Consider the following 16,255-nt stretch of genomic DNA (forward strand, 5'->3'; position numbering starts at 1 on the left):
CGCGCAGACCTGCTGCCCCACCGGAGGCGGCAGCCATATCGCGACGCAAGGCCTGGGCGAAAGCATGCCGGCCGCAACCAATCTGTCGACCAACGCCACCGTGAGCATCTATCAATTCGAGCGCGGCGGGGTGACCTACCTGCAGATCAACGATGCCAACGGCCAGGTCCGCGGCGCCGTGGCGCGCATCGAAAACACCGCCTGGGTGACGCCGATGGGCCAGGACGTCGACCGGGTCAGCATCGTCGATACGCTTGACCAGAGCCGCGGCATGGTGCTCTACGATGCACGCTACTTCACCGTGCAGCGCTCCAGCACCGCCAGCGGCGACGCGTGGACCGTCACCATCAAGAAGTGAGGGGGCGCCGCTCCGAGGGTTCGGAGACGAGGAAGCTGATCTTCAGCTCATGGCGACGCCGACAGGTGCCGTCATGAGCTTTCAGCCGGCTCGCCAGTTCCCACTCGATCTCGTCCGTGCTCTTGCCTGCGCCGGTGTCGAGCAGCAGCGCCGGATCGGCGGCGATCGCCACCACCAGGCCGCGCCGGCCACGCCCGTTCCAGACGCGCGCCGTGATCCGATGCCGGCCGCCGCGCGGCAGGATCTCCATCGCATTGAGCACGCAGCGGTACGCCGCCAGTTGCAGGCCGATCGATAGCTGCCGGGATTCGCCGCGCAACCGCGTCTCCACCTCGGTATCGCAGGCATTGGCGAAGGCGACCGAGCTCAGTGCGCCGTAGAGCCCATGGGTCTCGATGTCCAGCGGATACAGCGCGGCGACGTAGTCGTCCAGCAGCTGCGCCTGGATCACCCCGGTGCGGTTCATTTCCATGGCCGCGGCGTAGTGCCCGCGCTCCTTCAGCGAGGAGGCGATGTCGCGGCGCAGCTTGTTGAGGTGGACATGGATATCGGTGTACTCGATCACCCGGTTGCGCAGCGTGCGTTCGGCGGACATGTAGCTGGCCTGCGCCACCTGCAGCGCCTGCTGCTCGGCATAGCCGAAATGCCGCGCCTGGCGGAAGGCGCTGGAAATCTTCGCGCCGAGCACGAACAGCAGGGTCGCGGCGACCGCGATCAGCATCTGCACGTCGAATCCCTGCTGGTCGTAGGCGCCCGAATAGTTCGAGCGCGGCAGCGACATGGCCACCGCCAGGTTGGCCAACACCACGCCTACCGCCGAGCCGCGCCAACCATGCGAAAGCGTCAGCCAGGCGCCGGGCACCAGCAGCATCAGCAAGATGACCTGGTGCAACAGGCCCGGCGTCCTCATCGCCAGCGCAAAGATCGCCGCCACCGCGAGCACCGCGATCGCGGAGTCGCGCAGCAGCTTGCTGGGCACGGCCTTGTCGGTCTTGCGATGCAGCCAGAGCAAGGCCGGCAGGAAGAACATCAGGATGCCCAGATAGCTACCGATCCAGTACCTGACGCTGTGCTCCAGGGTGATGAACGCGGCCGGCCCGTCCAACATCGCGTTGACCGCCTTGTTGACCAGCAGGCCCCACAGCGCGAGGCTCACGGTGAGGAGCGGCAACCAGCGCTGTACGGCCGTGGCGGCGGGAAAGCGGCTGCGGAAGGCCCAGGGCAGCAACGCGAACAAGGGCGCGACCAGGAACGGGCTCAGGTACGCCCACACTTCGCTCACGCCGTCGTGGTTGGCCATCGGCACGCGCATCGCCAGCAACGCGGCGGCGTCGCCGAGCAGCACATACGGCCACAGCCGGTAGGGCAGGAACAGAAACGCCGCCGCGCGCACGCCCGCCGGCAGGAACCATTGGTCCACCGACCAGCGCCACACGGTCATGTAGAGCGCGCAATACAGCGCACTCAGAAGGATGCCGCCAGCGAATTTTTTCAGTGTTGCCATGCCACCTTGATCCTTGGCAGGACGCCCAATTGGCGCAAACATACAGCACGCCGCGAACCCGCACAGTAGACATTTTGCAGCGCGCGCGATCGCGGCAACCCCTTGCCTGGCGGGGGTTTGCAGCGATCGCGAGGCGCCCTGGGACAGGCTTCTCATTCGACGTCTTCCCGGGCCGGCGCAATTTTGACGGTTTCGCGTATCACGCTTGTGTGAGAGTGCCGCCGATATTGGCGCGGCGGCGTCCGAGATGCTGTGTAACCCGGTATCCAGGCGGCGATGTCGGTGTTTTGTCGGAACGGAGCCGCTTTACTGCAATCGGGCGGAGCGGCCGACTCCGGCGCAGAACGGATAGCGCGCGCGGGAATGCGAACGCGACGCATGTTTGCCGAAGCGCGATGTGCCGCGCTGCCACGCCGCCGCGCTGCAGCGTCGATCGGGAGCACATGCCGGGGCGCGACGAGCGGCCGCCGGCGACGTCGCAGCGCTCGGCACGCCAGTGCCGTCGCAAGGTGTCCTGGCCCGCAAGCAGGCGGCGGCCGTGCGTCGTGCGACGCGCCGCGCGGGATCCGCGGCAGGCGTTCTAAGTGACTCGGCCGATTGGCCGGAATTTGCCGACAAAAGCCGTATCGGCCAAACTCCGGGCATCCCTGTTCTGCGAATCTGAATGCATCACGACACCAGCCTCATCGACATCATCGCGGTCGGGCTCGCCCTCGCCTTCGTCCTCGGCGCGCTCGCCCATCGCCTCAAGCTCTCGCCGCTGGTCGGCTATCTGGTGGCCGGCATCTGCGTCGGCCCGTTCACTCCCGGCTTCGTCGCCGACCAGGCGCTGGCCAACCAGCTGTCGGAACTGGGGGTGATGCTGCTGATGTTCGGCGTAGGCCTGCACTTCTCGCTCGAAGACCTGATGGAAGTGAAGTGGATCGCGATCCCCGGCGCGCTGGCGCAGATCGCGGTCGCCACCCTGCTCGGCTGGGGCCTGGCCTGGAGCATGGGCTGGCCGACGCTGCACGGGCTGGTGTTCGGCCTGGCGCTGTCGGTGGCCAGTACCGTGGTGCTGTTGCGCGCGATGGAAGAGCGGCGCCTGCTGGAAACCCAGCGCGGGCGCATCGCGGTCGGCTGGCTGATCGTCGAGGACCTGGTGATGGTGCTGGCGCTGGTGCTGCTGCCGGCGCTGGCCGACGCGCTCGGCGGCAAGGGCGCCGGCAGCGGTGCGATCCTCGGCGCGCTGGGCATCACCCTGCTGAAGATGGCCGCGTTCGTGGTGGTGATGCTGGTGGTCGGCCGCCGCGCGATCCCGTGGGTATTGGAGAAGGTCGCCGCGACCGGCTCGCGCGAGCTGTTCACGCTGTCGGTGCTGGCCATCGCGCTGGGCGTGGCGTTCGGCTCGGCCACCCTGTTCGGGGTGTCGTTCGCGCTGGGCGCGTTCTTCGCCGGCATGCTGCTCAAGGAGTCCGAACTCAGCCACAAGGCGGCGAGCGATTCGCTGCCGCTGCGCGATGCGTTCGCGGTGCTGTTCTTCGTCTCGGTCGGCATGCTGTTCGACCCGCACATCCTGCTCGAGCATCCGTGGCAGGTACTGGCCACGTTCCTGACCATCACCGTGGGCAAGTCGCTGGCCGCGTTCGTGATCGTGCGCGCGTTCGGCCATCCCACCGGCATCGCCCTGACCATCTCCACCAGCCTGGCGCAGATCGGCGAATTCTCCTTCATCCTGGCCGGGCTCGGGGTGAGCCTGGCGATCCTGCCCGAGACCGGCCGCGACCTGATCCTGGCCGGCGCGCTGCTGTCGATCATCGCCAACCCGCTGCTGTTCACCTGGCTGGACCGCTGGCAGGCCAGGCAGGCGGTGGACGCGCCGGTGACGGTGGAAGCGGAACTGCCGCCGGGGCCGTCGCTGGACCTGGTCGACCACGCCATCGTGATCGGCTATGGCCGGGTCGGCAGCACCCTGGCCGCGGTGCTGCGCGAGCGCGGCGTGCCGGTGCTGGTGATCGACGACAACCGCGAACACGTGGAACGCGCGCATGCCGACGGCATCCCCGGCATCCGCGGCAGCGCCGCCGCCGACCGGGTGCTGGCCGAGGCGCATCCGGAGAAGGCCAAGATCGCGATCCTGGCGATCCCGCAACCGCTGGAGGCCGGCGAGGCGCTGGCCAAGCTGCGCGCGCTCAATCCGGGACTGACCCTGCTGGCCCGCGCGCACAGCGATGCCGAGGTCAAGCACCTGCTCGACCACGGCGCCGACGGCACGGTGATGGCCGAGCGCGAGCTGGCCTATTCGCTGGCCGAAATGGTGATGGCGACGCCGCCGTACCGCGCACTGCGCAAGCAGACCGCGCCGACCTAGGGTCGGACCGTCCCCGTTACGCGGCGGCTGTCGCGGGAGAGGCAGGGACCGGGATTCCGACGACACCGCGCGGCGTCGCTGCGGTCATCCGGCGGCCTGCACCGGCACACAGATGTCCGCGCGCAGGATGGACGCCGGCACTTCTTCCGGATCGTCCAGGTAATGGAAGTGCAGCGGCTGATCGCGCAGCAGATGGCCGCTGCCCGGCAGCCAGCCGGCGATCAACCGGTCCACCTCGGCGTCCAGCTCGTGGTAGGGGCCGACGTGGCGCAGCACCGCGTACAGGCCGCCGCCGAGCACACGCCGCTGCAGCGGCGGCGGCGGATCGACCGCAGCGGCGAATCCCATCGCGCAGTCGAATTCCAGTTCGCGCGGCGGCAGGTCGCGGTGGTCGCCCAGCGGAATGCCCACCAGCCGCTCCAGCCGTTCGGCGATGCCGGCGCGCATCGCCCAGGCGAACAGCCGGCCGAAGCCGCGGTCGAGATCGTCGAAGGCGCCACGCTTGCGCAGCACCACCAGCTCGAACGGCGCCAGGGTCAGCACGCTGACCTGCAGCGGCGCCGCGGCGTCGACCGCCACCGCCGGCTGCGCCAGTTCGCGCTGCTTGGCCTGCAGCCGTTCCGGCGCGGCGCGCAGTTCGCTCGGGGTGGCGTCCAGCGCCTGCCGGAACGCGCGCGCCAGCGCCTGCGAGGTTTCGTAGCCCACCGCCAGCGCCACCTCGCTGACCGGCCGCGCGGTGCCGCCCAACAGCTGCAGCGCGCACAGCAGGCGCAAGCGGGCGACGGTCCGGCCGACCGTCTCGCCGGTCAGCGCGCGGTAGATGCGATGGAAATGGAACGGCGACAGGTGCGCCACCGCCGCCAGCTCGGCCAGGTCCGGCAACGGTGCGTTGTCCTGTACCACCTGCTGCAGGTGCGCGATGACGCGCTCGATGGCGCGTGCGTAGGCGTGGCGTACGGCGATGTTCATGGCGGGCTCCGATGGACGAGGATCACAGCCTCCCATGGCGGCGGCCGCGTGGCGGTCCCGATCTTGCGCGATCGCGGTTACAACCTGTCCGGCGGCGGCACGCGCCGCGCCGGCAGCAGCGCCGCCACGATGCCCAGCAGCGGCAGATACGACATCGCCTGGTACACGAACACGATGCCCTCGCGGTCGGCGAGCAGGCCGAGTACCGCCGCGCCCAGCCCGCCCATGCCGAAGGCGAAGCCGAAGAACAGCCCGGAGATGGTGCCGATGCGGCCGGGCATCATTTCCTGCGCGTACACCAGGATCGCCGAGAACGCCGAGGACAGCACGAAGCCGATCAACACGGTCAGCGCGGTCGCCGCATGCAGACCGACGTACGGCAGCGCCAGCGCGAACGGCGCCACGCCCAGGATCGACACCCAGATCACCGGCTTGCGCCCGATCCGGTCGCCGACCGGACCGCCGATCAGCGTGCCCAGCGCCGAGGCCAGCAGGAACGCGAACAGGTGCAGCTGCGCGCTCTGCACCGACACCCCGAAGCGCTGGATCAGATAGAACGTGTAGTAACTGCTCAGCCCGGCGATGTAGAAGTACTTGGAGAAGATCAGCAGCAGCAGGATCGCCACGATCCGCACCACGGTCTTGCGCGGCAACGCCGGCACCGCCACCGCCGGCCGCGGCGCGGCGCGCACCGCCTGCAGGTGCAACGCGTACCAGCGGCCGACGTAGGACAGCAAGGCGATGCCGAGCAGCGCCGCGGCGCCGAACCAAGCCACCGCATGGCGGCCGTTGGGCACGATCACCGCCGCGGCGATCAGCGGCCCCAACGCGGTGCCGGTGTTGCCGCCGACCTGGAACACCGACTGCGCCAGCCCGTGGCGCCCGCCCGAGGCCAGCCGCGCGATGCGCGAGGATTCCGGATGGAAGATCGCCGAGCCGATCCCGACCAGCGCCGCGGCCAGCAGCACCATCGCAAAGCTCGGCGCATACGCCAGCAGCAACAGGCCGCACAGGGTGGAGGTCATGCCCAGCGGCAGCGAATACGGCGCCGGGCGGCGGTCGGTGCGCAGCCCGATCAGCGGCTGGAACAGCGAAGCGGTCAGCTGGTAGGTCAACGTGATCAAGCCGACCTGGGCGAAGCTGAGCTGGAACTGGCCTTTCAGCACCGGATACAGCGCCAGGATCAGCGACTGCATCATGTCGTTGATCAGGTGCGAGGAAGTGATCGCGGCCAGCGCGCCGGCCACGATCGGGCGGGGCGCGGCAGCGGGAACGGTGGCGGCGGCGGCAGGACGCGGGCTCGACATGGTGGACCGGGCAATGAGGGGACGGCGCGCATGGTAGGCTGCGCCGTCGCGACCTTCCTGCGCAACATGCCCATCGCTCGTCGAGAAAAGGACAGCTTCAGCGCCGCAACGCCCCGGGCGTGGAGCGTGGACGACGCGCCGGCCGACGTGGTGTGCAAGGCGTCCGACTATCCCAGCGACACCGTCATCGCCCCGCACCGGCATGCGCGCCACCAGCTGGTCTACGCGCTGTACGGGTTGATGGTGGTGCGCTCCGGCCAGGGCCATTGGGTGGTGCCGAGCACCCGCGCGCTGTGGATGCCGGCCGGCACCGTGCACAGCGTGCGCTGCGTCGGCACGCTGGGGATGCGCAGCCTGTACATCCGCCCCGGCGCGATCGCCGGCATGCCTGCGCAGCCCACGGTGATGGCGGTGGAGCCGCTGCTGGAAGCACTGATCCGCAGCGCCGCCAGCGTGCCCTGGGACCACGCCGCCGAATCGCGCGACGGGCGCCTGATGCGGCTGATCCTGGACGAACTGCATGCCTTGCCCGCGCTGCCGCTGCACCTGCCGCAACCGCACGATGCGCGCCTGCTGCGTATCGGCGCCGCGCTCGATGCCGACCCGGCCGACGCCACCACCCTGCACGCCTGGGCCGCGCGGCTGGGGGTGGACGTCAAGACCATCCAGCGCCTGTGCCGGCGCGAGTTGCAGATGAGCTTCGGCCAATGGCGGCAGCAGCAGCGCCTGCTGCGCGGACTGGAACGGCTGGCTGCCGGTGACCGCGTCATCGACGTGGCGGTCGAACTCGGCTACGACAGCCCCAGCGCGTTCACCGCGATGTTCAAGCGCCAGTTCGGCCAGCCGCCCAGCCAGTTCTTCCGTTAGGCGTGTCCTTCAGCGCGGCAGGCTCGGATCCGGAGACGCGGGCATGCGGCGTCCGCTGATGCGTTCGACCGTGCGCATGTGTTCCGTGCCCCACTCGCACAGCCCGCCCAGCGCGGTCGCCAGGGACTGCCCGAAAGGCGTCAGCGAATATTCGACCTTGGGCGGGATTTCCTGGAAGTCGATGCGCGCAACGATCTCGTCACGCTCCAGCTCCTTGAGTTGCTGGATCAGCACCTTGTCGGTCACCCCGCCGATCGCACGCCGCAATTCGCCGTAGCGGTGGGCACGCTTGGCCAGATAGTAGAGAACCAGGGGTTTCCACTTGCCACCAACCACGGCCAGGGCCGCCGCGAGCCCGCAACTGAAGGTGCTGTTGTTCGCCATGGTATCGGTCGCTCCAAGGTACTTACCTAATGGTGCATACTATTCAAAATAATAGCCGAGATCTACAGTTGCGCCTCGACATTCTCGGAGTGCAGACATGAGCAGGCTCAACGGCAAGATTGCAGTGGTGACTGGCGGCAACAGCGGGATCGGCCTGGCAAGCGCCATCCGCTTTGCGGCCGAAGGCGCGCAGGTGGTGATCGTGGGGCGCCGGCAGGAAGAACTGGACAAGGCGCTGCGCCTGATCGGCCATGACGCCGTCGCGATCCAGGGCGACATTTCAAGGCTGGACGATCTGGACCGCGTGTTCGCTCAGGTCGAAGCCGCCAAGGGCCGGATCGACGTGCTGTTCGCCAATGCGGGACTGGGAGAGTTCCAGCCGCTCGGAGCGATCACGGAAGAATCGTTCGACCGCACCTTCGGCATCAACGTCAAAGGCACGCTGTTCACCGTGCAAAAGGCGCTGCCGCTGATGCGCGCCGGCGGCTCGGTGATCCTGACCGGCTCGACGACCGGCACGATGGGCACCCCGGCCTTCAGCGTGTACAGCGCCACCAAGGCCGCGCTGCGCAATTTCGCCAGGAGCTGGGCGTTGGACCTGAAAGGCACCGGCATCCGCGTCAACGTCCTGTCGCCCGGGCCGATCGCGACACCGGGCCTGGATCTGGCGCTTTCCGGCACCGGCCAGCAAGAGGCGATCATCGACGGCATGACGGCGCAGATCCCGCTGGAGCGCATCGGCCGCGCGGAAGAAGTGGCGGCGATGGCGCTGTTCCTGGCGTCGGACGAGAGCAGCTTCATGACCGGTAGCGAAGTGTTCGTGGACGGCGGGTTCGCCCAGGTCTGACTCCGGCGCGCGTTTGCGGGCGGCCGATGGCGGCGGCCATCGCGCGGGCAGCAACGGCTGGCCGCCGACGACTACGGCGTCGACGCATGGTCGAACCCGGCTGCGACGGCTTCAACATTCACCGCGATGTTCAAGCGCCAGCTCGGCCAGCGGCCGAGCTGGTTCTGTCGGTAGCGTTTCCGGCCTCTACCAGCGCCGGACTCAGGCCTGCGCCAGCGCCTGCCTCAGGTCGGCGAGCAGGTCGTCGATATGCTCGATGCCGACCGACAGCCGCACCGTGTCCTCGCTGACGCCGCTGCGTTCCAGTTCCTGCGGCGACAACTGGCGATGCGTGGTCGAGGCCGGATGGGTGGCGAGCGATTTCGCATCGCCGATGTTCACCAGGCGGGTGAACAGCTGCAGCGCGTCGAGGAAGCGCGCGCCGGCGGCGCGGCCGCCGCGCAGGCCGAAGGTGAGCACGCCCGAGCCATGTCCGCGCAGGTATTTCTGCGCCAGCGCATGCTCCGGATGGCCGGGCAAGCCGACGTAGTTCACCCACTCCACCTTGGCCTCGCTCTGCAGGTGCCTGGCCACCGCCAGTGTGTTCTGGTTGATCCGGTCCATCCGCAGCGGCAGCGTCTCGATGCCCTGCAGGAGTTGGAACGCGTTGAACGGCGACAGCGCCGCGCCGGTATTGCGCAACGGCACCACCCGCGCGCGGCCGATGTAGGCGGCCTCGCCCAGCGCCTCGGTATAGACCACGCCGTGGTAGCTCACGTCCGGCTCGTTGAGGCGGCGGAAGCGCTGCGCATGCGCCGCCCACGGGAACTTGCCCGAGTCCACGATCGCCCCGCCCAGGCTGGTGCCGTGCCCGCCCAGGTACTTGGTCAGCGAGTGCACCACGATGTCGGCGCCGAACTCGATCGGCCGCAGCAGGTACGGCGTGGGCACCGTGTTGTCGACGATCAGCGGCACGCCGTGCGCGTGCGCGACCTTGGCGACCGCCTCCAGATCGGTGACGTTGCCGCGCGGATTGCCGATCGACTCGACGAAGATCGCCTTGGTGCGTTCGTCGATCAACCCGGCGAACGCGTCGGGTTCGCGGTAGTCGGCGAAGCGGGTTTCGATGCCCGACAGCGGCAGCGTGTGCGCGAACAGGTTGTAGGTGCCGCCGTACAGCGCGCTGGAGGAGACGATGTTGTCGCCGGCCTCGGCGATGGTCTGGATCGCATAGGTCACCGCCGCCTGCCCGGACGCCACCGCCAGCGCGCCGATGCCGCCTTCCAGCGCGGCGATGCGCTGCTCCAGCACGTCGGTGGTGGGATTCATGATGCGGCTGTAGATGTTGCCCTGCACCTTCAGGTCGAACAGGTCGGCGCCGTGCTGGGTATCGTCGAAGGCATAGGCCACGGTCTGGTAGATCGGCACCGCCACCGCGCGCGTGGTCGGGTCGGGACGGTAGCCGCCGTGCACGGCGATGGTTTCCAGCTTCCAGTTCGGGTCGGACATGGGCGGGTCTCGGCAAGAGGAGCCGAGACGATAGCGCCATGCGCGGCGGCGAATGCAAAGCTGCGGTTATGAGCTCATGCCGGCGCCGTGGCGGCGACGCTAGGCGCAGCGCCGCCGCACGCCGACGGTGCCTCGGCCGTCGCCGAGCGCACCGTGGGCCAGGATCGGCAACGCGTCAGGCTTTCACGAACGCGAGGCGTCCGCCCTCGGCATCGACCCGGATCGTGTCGCCGCTGAGGAACTGCCCGGACAGGATCTGCTGCGCCAGCGGGTTCTCCAGCTGCGACTGGATCGCGCGCTTCAGCGGCCGCGCCCCGTACACCGGATCGAAGCCGACGTTGCCGAGCAGTTCCAGCGCGCGGTCGCTGAGTTCGATCTTCAGCCCGCGCTCGGCCAGGCGCTTGTCCAGGCCGTGCAGCTGGATGCGCGCGATCGACTTGATCTGCGCCTTGTCCAGCGGATGGAACACCACGATGTCGTCCAGCCGGTTGACGAACTCCGGGCGGAAATGCGCCTGCACCACGCCCATCACCGCCGCCTTCATCTGCGTGTACGCCTCCGCGCTGCCGTCGCCGCTCAGTTCCTGGATCTGGTGCGAGCCCAGGTTCGAGGTCATCACGATGACGGTGTTGCGGAAGTCCACGGTACGGCCCTGGCCATCGGTGAGGCGGCCGTCGTCGAGCACCTGCAGCAGGATGTTGAACACGTCGCTGTGCGCCTTCTCCACCTCGTCGAGCAGGATCAGCGAATACGGCCGGCGCCGCACCGCCTCGGTGAGATAGCCGCCCTCTTCGTAGCCGACGTAGCCCGGAGGCGCGCCGATCAGCCGCGCCACCGAATGCTTCTCCATGAACTCGCTCATGTCGATGCGGATCATCGCCTCGCTGCTGTCGAACAGGAATTCGGCCAGCGCCTTGCACAGCTCGGTCTTGCCGACGCCGGTCGGACCCAGGAACAGGAACGAGCCGCTGGGCCGGTTGGGATCGGACAGGCCGGCACGCGAGCGCCGCACCGCGTCGGACACCACCTTGATCGCCTCTTCCTGGCCGACCACGCGCCGGTGCAGTTCGTCTTCCATGCGCAACAGCTTGTCGCGCTCGCCTTCGAGCATCTTGCTGACCGGGATGCCGGTCCAGCGCGACACCACCTCGGCGATCTCCTCGGCGGTGACCCGGTCCTGCACCAGCGTGAAATCGTGATGCTCGGCATCGCCGGCCGCGGCCAGCTGCTTCTCCAGGTTCGGCAGCAGGCCGTACTGGATCTCGCTCATCTTGGCGTAGTCCTGGCGTCGATGCGCCGCTTCCAGTTCGACCCGCGCCTGCTCGATCTGCTCCTTGATCTTGGTCGCGCCCTGCAACGCGGCCTTCTCCGACTTCCACACCTCGTCGAGGTCGGAGAACTCGCGCTCGAGCTTGTCGATGTCGCTTTCCAGGTCGGCCAGGCGCTGCCGCGAGGCCTCGTCCTTTTCCTTCTTCAGCATTTCGCGCTGGATCTTCAGCTGGATCAGGCGCCGCTCCAGGCGGTCCAGTTCCTCCGGCTTGGAGTCGATCTCCATGCGGATGCGGCTGGCGGCCTCGTCCATCAGGTCGATGGCCTTGTCCGGCAGCTGGCGGTCGCTGATGTAGCGGTTGGACAGCGTGGCCGCGGCGACGATCGCCGGATCGGTGATCTCCACGCCGTGGTGCACCGCGTAGCGCTCCTTCAAGCCGCGCAGGATGGCGATGGTGTCCTCCACGGTCGGTTCGCCGACGAACACCTTCTGGAAGCGCCGCTCCAGCGCCGCGTCCTTCTCGATGTACTTGCGGTACTCGTCCAGTGTGGTGGCGCCGATGCAGTGCAGCTCGCCGCGCGCCAGCGCCGGCTTGAGCATGTTGCCCGCGTCCATCGCACCGTCGGCCTTGCCGGCGCCGACCATGGTGTGCAGTTCGTCGATGAACAGGATCACCTGGCCTTCGGTCTTGGACAGGTCGTTGAGCACGCCCTTGAGCCGCTCCTCGAACTCGCCGCGGAACTTGGCGCCGGCGATCAGCGCGCCCATGTCCAAAGACAGCACGCGGCGGCCGCGCAGGCCTTCGGGCACCTCGCCGTTGACGATGCGCTGGGCCAGGCCCTCGACGATCGCGGTCTTGCCGACACCGGGCTCGCCGATCAGCACCGGGTTGTTCTTGGTGCGCCGCTGCAGCACCTGGATGGTGCGGCGGATTTCCTCGTCACGGCCGATCACCGGATCCAGCTTGCCGCTCTCGGCGCGTGCGGTGAGGTCGATGGTGTATTTCTCCAGCGCCTGGCGCTGGTCCTCGGCGCTCTCCGACTGCACCGTCTCGCCGCCACGCAGCTTGTCGATGGCGGTTTCGAGCTTCTTCTTGTCGGCGCCGGCAGCACGCAGCGCCAGGCCCAGCGCGCCGGCGTCGTCGGCCGCGGCCAGCACGAACCATTCGCTGGCGATGAACTGGTCGTTGTGCTGCTGCGCCAGCTTGTCGGTCTGGTTGAGCAACCGGCTCAGGTCGTTGCCGATCGACAGGTTGCCGGGCTGGCCGCTGACCTTGGGCAGCTTGTCCAGCGCCTCGCCCAGGCGCTCGCGCAACACCGGCACGTTGACGCCTGCCTGCGCCAGCAGCGGCCGGGTGCTGCCGCCGGACTGGTCGAGCAGCGCGGTGAACACGTGCACCGGCTCGACGATGGTGTGGTCGCGGCCCACGGCCAGCGACTGGGCGTCGGCCAGCGCCTGCTGGAAACGCGAGGTGAGCTTGTCCATCCGCATCGGGAAGTTCCTCTGAATGAAGGGCCGGCCGTGCCGGCATGCTAGTCAGATGCGGTTGGCGCGGCATGTTTCAAGGCCGCCGGGACCGCCTGTATACACCCTTGCGACGCACGGGCCGCTCGCCGCAAGGATCGGCGGGAGTCGCGCCCGACACGCGCCACGGGCGACAACGCGAGCCTCGCCGCCTGTGCGCGATCGCCGCCGCGGCACGGCTCCGCCACCGCTGCGCATCCAGCGATGCCCGCATGACGCCGGATGCTCCTGCGCCGCGGGCACGGGCGCTGTCCGTCGCACCGCGGTCACACGCCGCTACCGGTAGTACCCCTACCCTGCGCGTTCCGAACGATCCGCACAGGAGCCGCAATGCACTACGAACTCTATTACTGGACCGGCATCCAGGGCCGCGGCGAGTTCGTGCGGCTGGCGCTGGAGGATGCCGGCGCGGCCTACCGCGACGTGGCCCGCGAAGAAGGCGACGCCGTGCTGCAGCCCTTTCTCGACGGCGAACAGCCGGGCGCGCGGCCATTCGCGCCGCCGTTCCTGAAGGCCGGGCGGCAGGTGATCGCGCAGGTGGCCAACATCCTGCATTACCTGGGTCCGCCGCTGGGGCTGGTGCCGGACAGCGAGTCGCGGCGCCTGCAGGCGCTGCAATTGCAGCTGACCATCGCCGACCTGGTGACCGAGATCCACGACAGCCACCATCCCATCGCCAGCGCGCTGTACTACGAAGACCAGAAGCCCGAAGCGCGGCGTCGTGCCGAAGACCTGCGCACGCAACGGCTGCCGAAGTTCCTGGGCTACTTCGAACAGGTGCTGGTCCAGGGCGGCGGGCGCCATGCGCTGCGCGAGCATTCCTACGTGGATCTGTCGCTGTTCCAGCTGATGAGCGGACTGGACTACGCGTTCCCCGGCGCGATGAAGAAACTCTCGCCGAAGCTGCCGCAGTTGCGCGCCTTGCAGCAACGCGTTTCCGAGCGCCCCGGCGTCGCCGCCTACCTGGCCTCGGCGCGGCGCCTGCCGTTCAACGACAACGGGATTTTCCGGCGTTATCCGGAGTTGGATGGGTGAGGTGTGGCGAATCGTGAGGTCTGCTTTCAAACCTGGGCTTTAGCATGACGTCTTCCTGTGGGAGCGACTTCAGTCGCGACGGGCATTGCCGGTGAAGCCCGTCGCGACTGAAGTCGCTCCCACATGATTCCTGCAGCAATGCGAAGGCGTTCCACAACGACGGTACCGAAGCCGGCCTGGTCCTCAGGTCCGGATCAACGCCGCACGGATCGCCCGCAGTTGCTTGCGCACCGCCTCGGCCTGCGCTGGCCCCAGGCGCAGCAGCGCCTTCTGCCCGACCGACAGCGACTCCAGCGCAGGATCGGCGAAGCGGTACTTGCCGGTGCGCGCATCGGCCACCACCGCCGGCGCAGCGGGTACCGCCGGGGTCTGCAGCAGGTGGTCGATCACCTGCACCAGGCGGTCGTTGAAATAACCCTGCGGATAGCCCAGCTCCACGTACGCCTGCTGGAACAGGGGATAGAAGCGCCGGTACGCGGTCACCATCGCGCCGGCATCGGCGTGGGTGAAGGCCTGCACGTAGGGCGCGTAGCGCTGCGCATTGGCCTCCGCGATGGTACTGGCGCCGGCCGCATCGGTGTCGACCTGCAGCTGTCCAGGCACCGGCTTCATTGCCAGGGTGCGCGCGGCAACGCGGCGCTGCGGCAGGTTGTCGATCATGGTCACCGCGCGCTGGACCAGATGGTCGCGGATCAGCAGCGCCAGCGGTGCGTCGCTGCCGGCCAGCGTCACCAGCTCGGCCCACGCCGCCGCGTCGCTGTCGGCCAACGCCGGGATCGCCGCGTCGGCGGCAGCGGGGTCGTCAGGCGCGATGGGATGCTGGATGGGCGGCGGCGGAGCGGCCGGTGCAGGTGCAGCCGCTGGCGCGGTGCCGGCCGCGGGTGCCGCGGCAGGAGGCGGCGGCGCGGCGGGCGTGCCGAGACCGCCCAGGTTGTCGCGGAACAGCCAGGCGGCCGCCGCGAGCATGGCGAGCGCCACCACGGCCCAGGGCCAGCGCGCGTGTCGGGTCTGCATGGAATCGCACCTCTTGCGGAACACAGGGGTGTGACCCGGTGCGGCGGTCCTGGTTCCGCGGCGAGTGTGGCGGCGTTAAGCCACACCGCACGGCGTGCGGCCGGCGCGTGCCTTGCCGCGCGCTACTGCTCCACCGTGTTTTCGTCGATGAAGTCCAGCCGCGACCCGACCCAGTCGGCGACGATCGCCGCGGCCACCGTGTCGGCCTGCGCGGCCGGCAACCGCTTGTGCTGCACCAGCCACGCCGCGGTCGCCGTGCGCGCCGCCGGCACTGCCGCCAGCGCGGCCTTGCGCGCGGCCGCAGGCCACGGCGTCTCGCCACGGATGGCGCGGATCGCCGGCAGCGGATCGGGCGCCCGCGGCACCTTCGCCGCCTGCAGGAAATCCAGCGGCGACACGGTCGCGCGCAGTTCCTGCACGCGCCACCCGGCGTAGCTGGCGAAACGGATCGTGCCCGCGTCGCCCGAGACGGTGGCGATCGCCGGCTCGAACGCCGCCCGCAGCTGGGTCCAGGCCGGCAGATCGAACAGGCCGCCCTGCGGTGCGCACAGCGGCGCGCTGCCGTCGCGCGAGGAGCCGTACAGCGGGCCCATCGCCGCATAGGCCAACTCGCCCTGCCGCGCGAACACGAAGCAGTGCACGTACGGACGCGTGCCATCGTCGTAGCCGCTGCGCTCGATCCAGTTGCGCAGCAGGGTCAATTCCACCTCGCCCGCCGGCGTCTTGGGATCCTTGCGCAGGTCGTCGAGCAGCGAGGCGGCGAACTCGTCCTGCGCGCGCAATGCCGTGGCGGCGCGGGCGAAACGCGTCTGCGCTTCCTTGGCGCCGACCCCGGCGTCGGGTTCGAAGCGCTGCAGGTACGCCAACCAGGCCGAGGCCAGTGCGCCGTCGTAGTCGCGCAGTTGCGCGGCGGCGGCGGCCGGCGCGCCCGGGATGCTGGCGACGATGCGGTCCAGGCGCGCCGCCTGCGCCGCGCTCTGCGTGTCGAACGCCCGCATCCGCGCCAGCTGGGCGCGCTGCACGCAGGCCACCGGCTGCGCCTGTTGCAGGCAGGCGTTGCGTTGCGTAAGCCAGGCGCGCTGCGCGCCGCGCAATGCGGCGACCTCGGCACGCGGCGTGCTGTCCAGCAGGGCGGCATAGCCGTTGGCGAGTTGCTCGTCCTGATGGCCCAGATTCGCGTCGCCGCACAGCAGCCGCTCGATCGGGCTGGCGGCCTTGGCGCAATCGAAGGAGGCGGCCGACGCGGCCGGCGCCAGCAGCAGCGCCGCCAGGGCCAGGCCGGCCAGCGGAACGAAGCGTGGGGTCATGTGCGACATCCCTGTTGCGGTTGGGCGGCCG

At 69.3% G+C, this 16,255-nt stretch carries 13 protein-coding genes; 5 read left to right on the forward strand and 8 right to left on the reverse strand.

Going from position 1 to position 16,255, the window contains the following annotated elements:
- Positions 1-64: 64 nt before the first annotated feature.
- Positions 65-358, forward strand: coding sequence for a hypothetical protein (locus VDQ83_RS03805; RefSeq protein WP_263395416.1), 294 nt, complete (start codon positions 65-67; stop codon positions 356-358).
- On the opposite strand, the gene VDQ83_RS03810 is transcribed toward VDQ83_RS03805, so the two are convergent.
- Positions 348-1,862 (reverse strand): MASE1 domain-containing protein, encoded by a 1,515-nt coding sequence (locus VDQ83_RS03810; protein WP_455433919.1) that lies wholly within the window; start codon positions 1,860-1,862, stop codon positions 348-350. The genes VDQ83_RS03805 and VDQ83_RS03810 overlap by 11 nt on opposite strands.
- 664 nt (positions 1,863-2,526) lie before the next feature.
- On the opposite strand from VDQ83_RS03810, the gene ybaL reads away from it, so the two are divergent.
- Positions 2,527-4,212: a YbaL family putative K(+) efflux transporter gene (gene ybaL, locus VDQ83_RS03815; protein ID WP_455433920.1), complete on the forward strand. Its 1,686-nt coding sequence runs from the start codon at positions 2,527-2,529 to the stop codon at positions 4,210-4,212.
- An 84-nt stretch (positions 4,213-4,296) separates the two neighbouring features.
- Here the strand turns inward: ybaL and VDQ83_RS03820 are convergent, their stop codons facing one another.
- Together VDQ83_RS03820 and VDQ83_RS03825 are read right to left on the reverse strand one after the other, a co-directional pair.
- Positions 4,297-5,181 carry an AraC family transcriptional regulator gene (locus VDQ83_RS03820; protein WP_455433921.1) on the reverse strand — a complete coding sequence of 295 codons (885 nt, stop codon included), beginning with the start codon at positions 5,179-5,181 and terminating at the stop codon, positions 4,297-4,299.
- A 77-nt stretch (positions 5,182-5,258) separates the two neighbouring features.
- Entirely contained in the window at positions 5,259-6,488 is a 1,230-nt protein-coding gene (locus tag VDQ83_RS03825; RefSeq protein WP_455433922.1) for an MFS transporter, read from the reverse strand.
- A 30-nt stretch (positions 6,489-6,518) separates the two neighbouring features.
- Here VDQ83_RS03825 and VDQ83_RS03830 point away from each other — a divergent pair, with 30 nt between their 5' ends.
- Complete coding sequence (locus VDQ83_RS03830; protein WP_455433923.1) at positions 6,519-7,355, forward strand: AraC family transcriptional regulator; 837 nt, start codon at positions 6,519-6,521, stop codon at positions 7,353-7,355.
- Between the two features lie 9 nt (positions 7,356-7,364).
- On the opposite strand, the gene VDQ83_RS03835 is transcribed toward VDQ83_RS03830, so the two are convergent.
- Entirely contained in the window at positions 7,365-7,739 is a 375-nt protein-coding gene (locus VDQ83_RS03835) for a winged helix-turn-helix transcriptional regulator (RefSeq protein WP_263395421.1), read from the reverse strand.
- Positions 7,740-7,836: 97 nt separating this feature from the next.
- Between VDQ83_RS03835 and VDQ83_RS03840 the strand changes: the two genes are divergently transcribed.
- The gene (locus VDQ83_RS03840) at positions 7,837-8,586 is read left to right on the forward strand and encodes an SDR family NAD(P)-dependent oxidoreductase (protein ID WP_455433924.1); all 750 of its coding nucleotides are present in this window, start codon (positions 7,837-7,839) and stop codon (positions 8,584-8,586) included.
- Positions 8,587-8,787: 201 nt separating this feature from the next.
- Here the strand turns inward: VDQ83_RS03840 and VDQ83_RS03845 are convergent, their stop codons facing one another.
- Both VDQ83_RS03845 and clpB read right to left on the reverse strand, forming a co-directional pair.
- On the reverse strand, positions 8,788-10,074 hold the full coding sequence (locus VDQ83_RS03845) for an O-acetylhomoserine aminocarboxypropyltransferase/cysteine synthase family protein (protein WP_455433925.1): 1,287 nt from the start codon (positions 10,072-10,074) through the stop codon (positions 8,788-8,790).
- 175 nt (positions 10,075-10,249) lie between these two features.
- Positions 10,250-12,835: an ATP-dependent chaperone ClpB gene (gene clpB, locus VDQ83_RS03850; protein ID WP_455433926.1), complete on the reverse strand. Its 2,586-nt coding sequence runs from the start codon at positions 12,833-12,835 to the stop codon at positions 10,250-10,252.
- Between the two features lie 363 nt (positions 12,836-13,198).
- Between clpB and VDQ83_RS03855 the strand changes: the two genes are divergently transcribed.
- Positions 13,199-13,903 carry a glutathione S-transferase gene (locus tag VDQ83_RS03855; RefSeq protein WP_309921318.1) on the forward strand — a complete coding sequence of 235 codons (705 nt, stop codon included), beginning with the start codon at positions 13,199-13,201 and terminating at the stop codon, positions 13,901-13,903.
- Between the two features lie 183 nt (positions 13,904-14,086).
- On the opposite strand, the gene VDQ83_RS03860 is transcribed toward VDQ83_RS03855, so the two are convergent.
- Both VDQ83_RS03860 and VDQ83_RS03865 read right to left on the reverse strand, forming a co-directional pair.
- Positions 14,087-14,917 (reverse strand): DUF3014 domain-containing protein, encoded by an 831-nt coding sequence (locus VDQ83_RS03860; protein ID WP_455433927.1) that lies wholly within the window; start codon positions 14,915-14,917, stop codon positions 14,087-14,089.
- Between the two features lie 122 nt (positions 14,918-15,039).
- Positions 15,040-16,224: a lysozyme inhibitor LprI family protein gene (locus tag VDQ83_RS03865; protein WP_455433928.1), complete on the reverse strand. Its 1,185-nt coding sequence runs from the start codon at positions 16,222-16,224 to the stop codon at positions 15,040-15,042.
- Positions 16,225-16,255: the final 31 nt, after the last annotated feature.

The organism is Xanthomonas sp. WHRI 7945, from assembly GCF_035026585.1.

Excerpts from the sequence above, each read along its gene's own strand:
- VDQ83_RS03805 (WP_263395416.1), top strand. The coding sequence starts at position 65 with ATGCCGGCCGCAACCAATCTGTCGACCAACGCCACCGTGAGCATCTAT.
- VDQ83_RS03810 (WP_455433919.1), bottom strand. The coding sequence starts at position 1,862 with ATGGCAACACTGAAAAAATTCGCTGGCGGCATCCTTCTGAGTGCGCTG.
- ybaL (WP_455433920.1), top strand. The coding sequence starts at position 2,527 with ATGCATCACGACACCAGCCTCATCGACATCATCGCGGTCGGGCTCGCC.
- VDQ83_RS03820 (WP_455433921.1), bottom strand. The coding sequence starts at position 5,181 with ATGAACATCGCCGTACGCCACGCCTACGCACGCGCCATCGAGCGCGTC.
- VDQ83_RS03825 (WP_455433922.1), bottom strand. The coding sequence starts at position 6,488 with ATGTCGAGCCCGCGTCCTGCCGCCGCCGCCACCGTTCCCGCTGCCGCG.
- VDQ83_RS03830 (WP_455433923.1), top strand. The coding sequence starts at position 6,519 with ATGGTAGGCTGCGCCGTCGCGACCTTCCTGCGCAACATGCCCATCGCT.
- VDQ83_RS03835 (WP_263395421.1), bottom strand. The coding sequence starts at position 7,739 with ATGGCGAACAACAGCACCTTCAGTTGCGGGCTCGCGGCGGCCCTGGCC.
- VDQ83_RS03840 (WP_455433924.1), top strand. The coding sequence starts at position 7,837 with ATGAGCAGGCTCAACGGCAAGATTGCAGTGGTGACTGGCGGCAACAGC.
- VDQ83_RS03845 (WP_455433925.1), bottom strand. The coding sequence starts at position 10,074 with ATGTCCGACCCGAACTGGAAGCTGGAAACCATCGCCGTGCACGGCGGC.
- clpB (WP_455433926.1), bottom strand. The coding sequence starts at position 12,835 with ATGCGGATGGACAAGCTCACCTCGCGTTTCCAGCAGGCGCTGGCCGAC.
- VDQ83_RS03855 (WP_309921318.1), top strand. The coding sequence starts at position 13,199 with ATGCACTACGAACTCTATTACTGGACCGGCATCCAGGGCCGCGGCGAG.
- VDQ83_RS03860 (WP_455433927.1), bottom strand. The coding sequence starts at position 14,917 with ATGCAGACCCGACACGCGCGCTGGCCCTGGGCCGTGGTGGCGCTCGCC.
- VDQ83_RS03865 (WP_455433928.1), bottom strand. The coding sequence starts at position 16,224 with ATGACCCCACGCTTCGTTCCGCTGGCCGGCCTGGCCCTGGCGGCGCTG.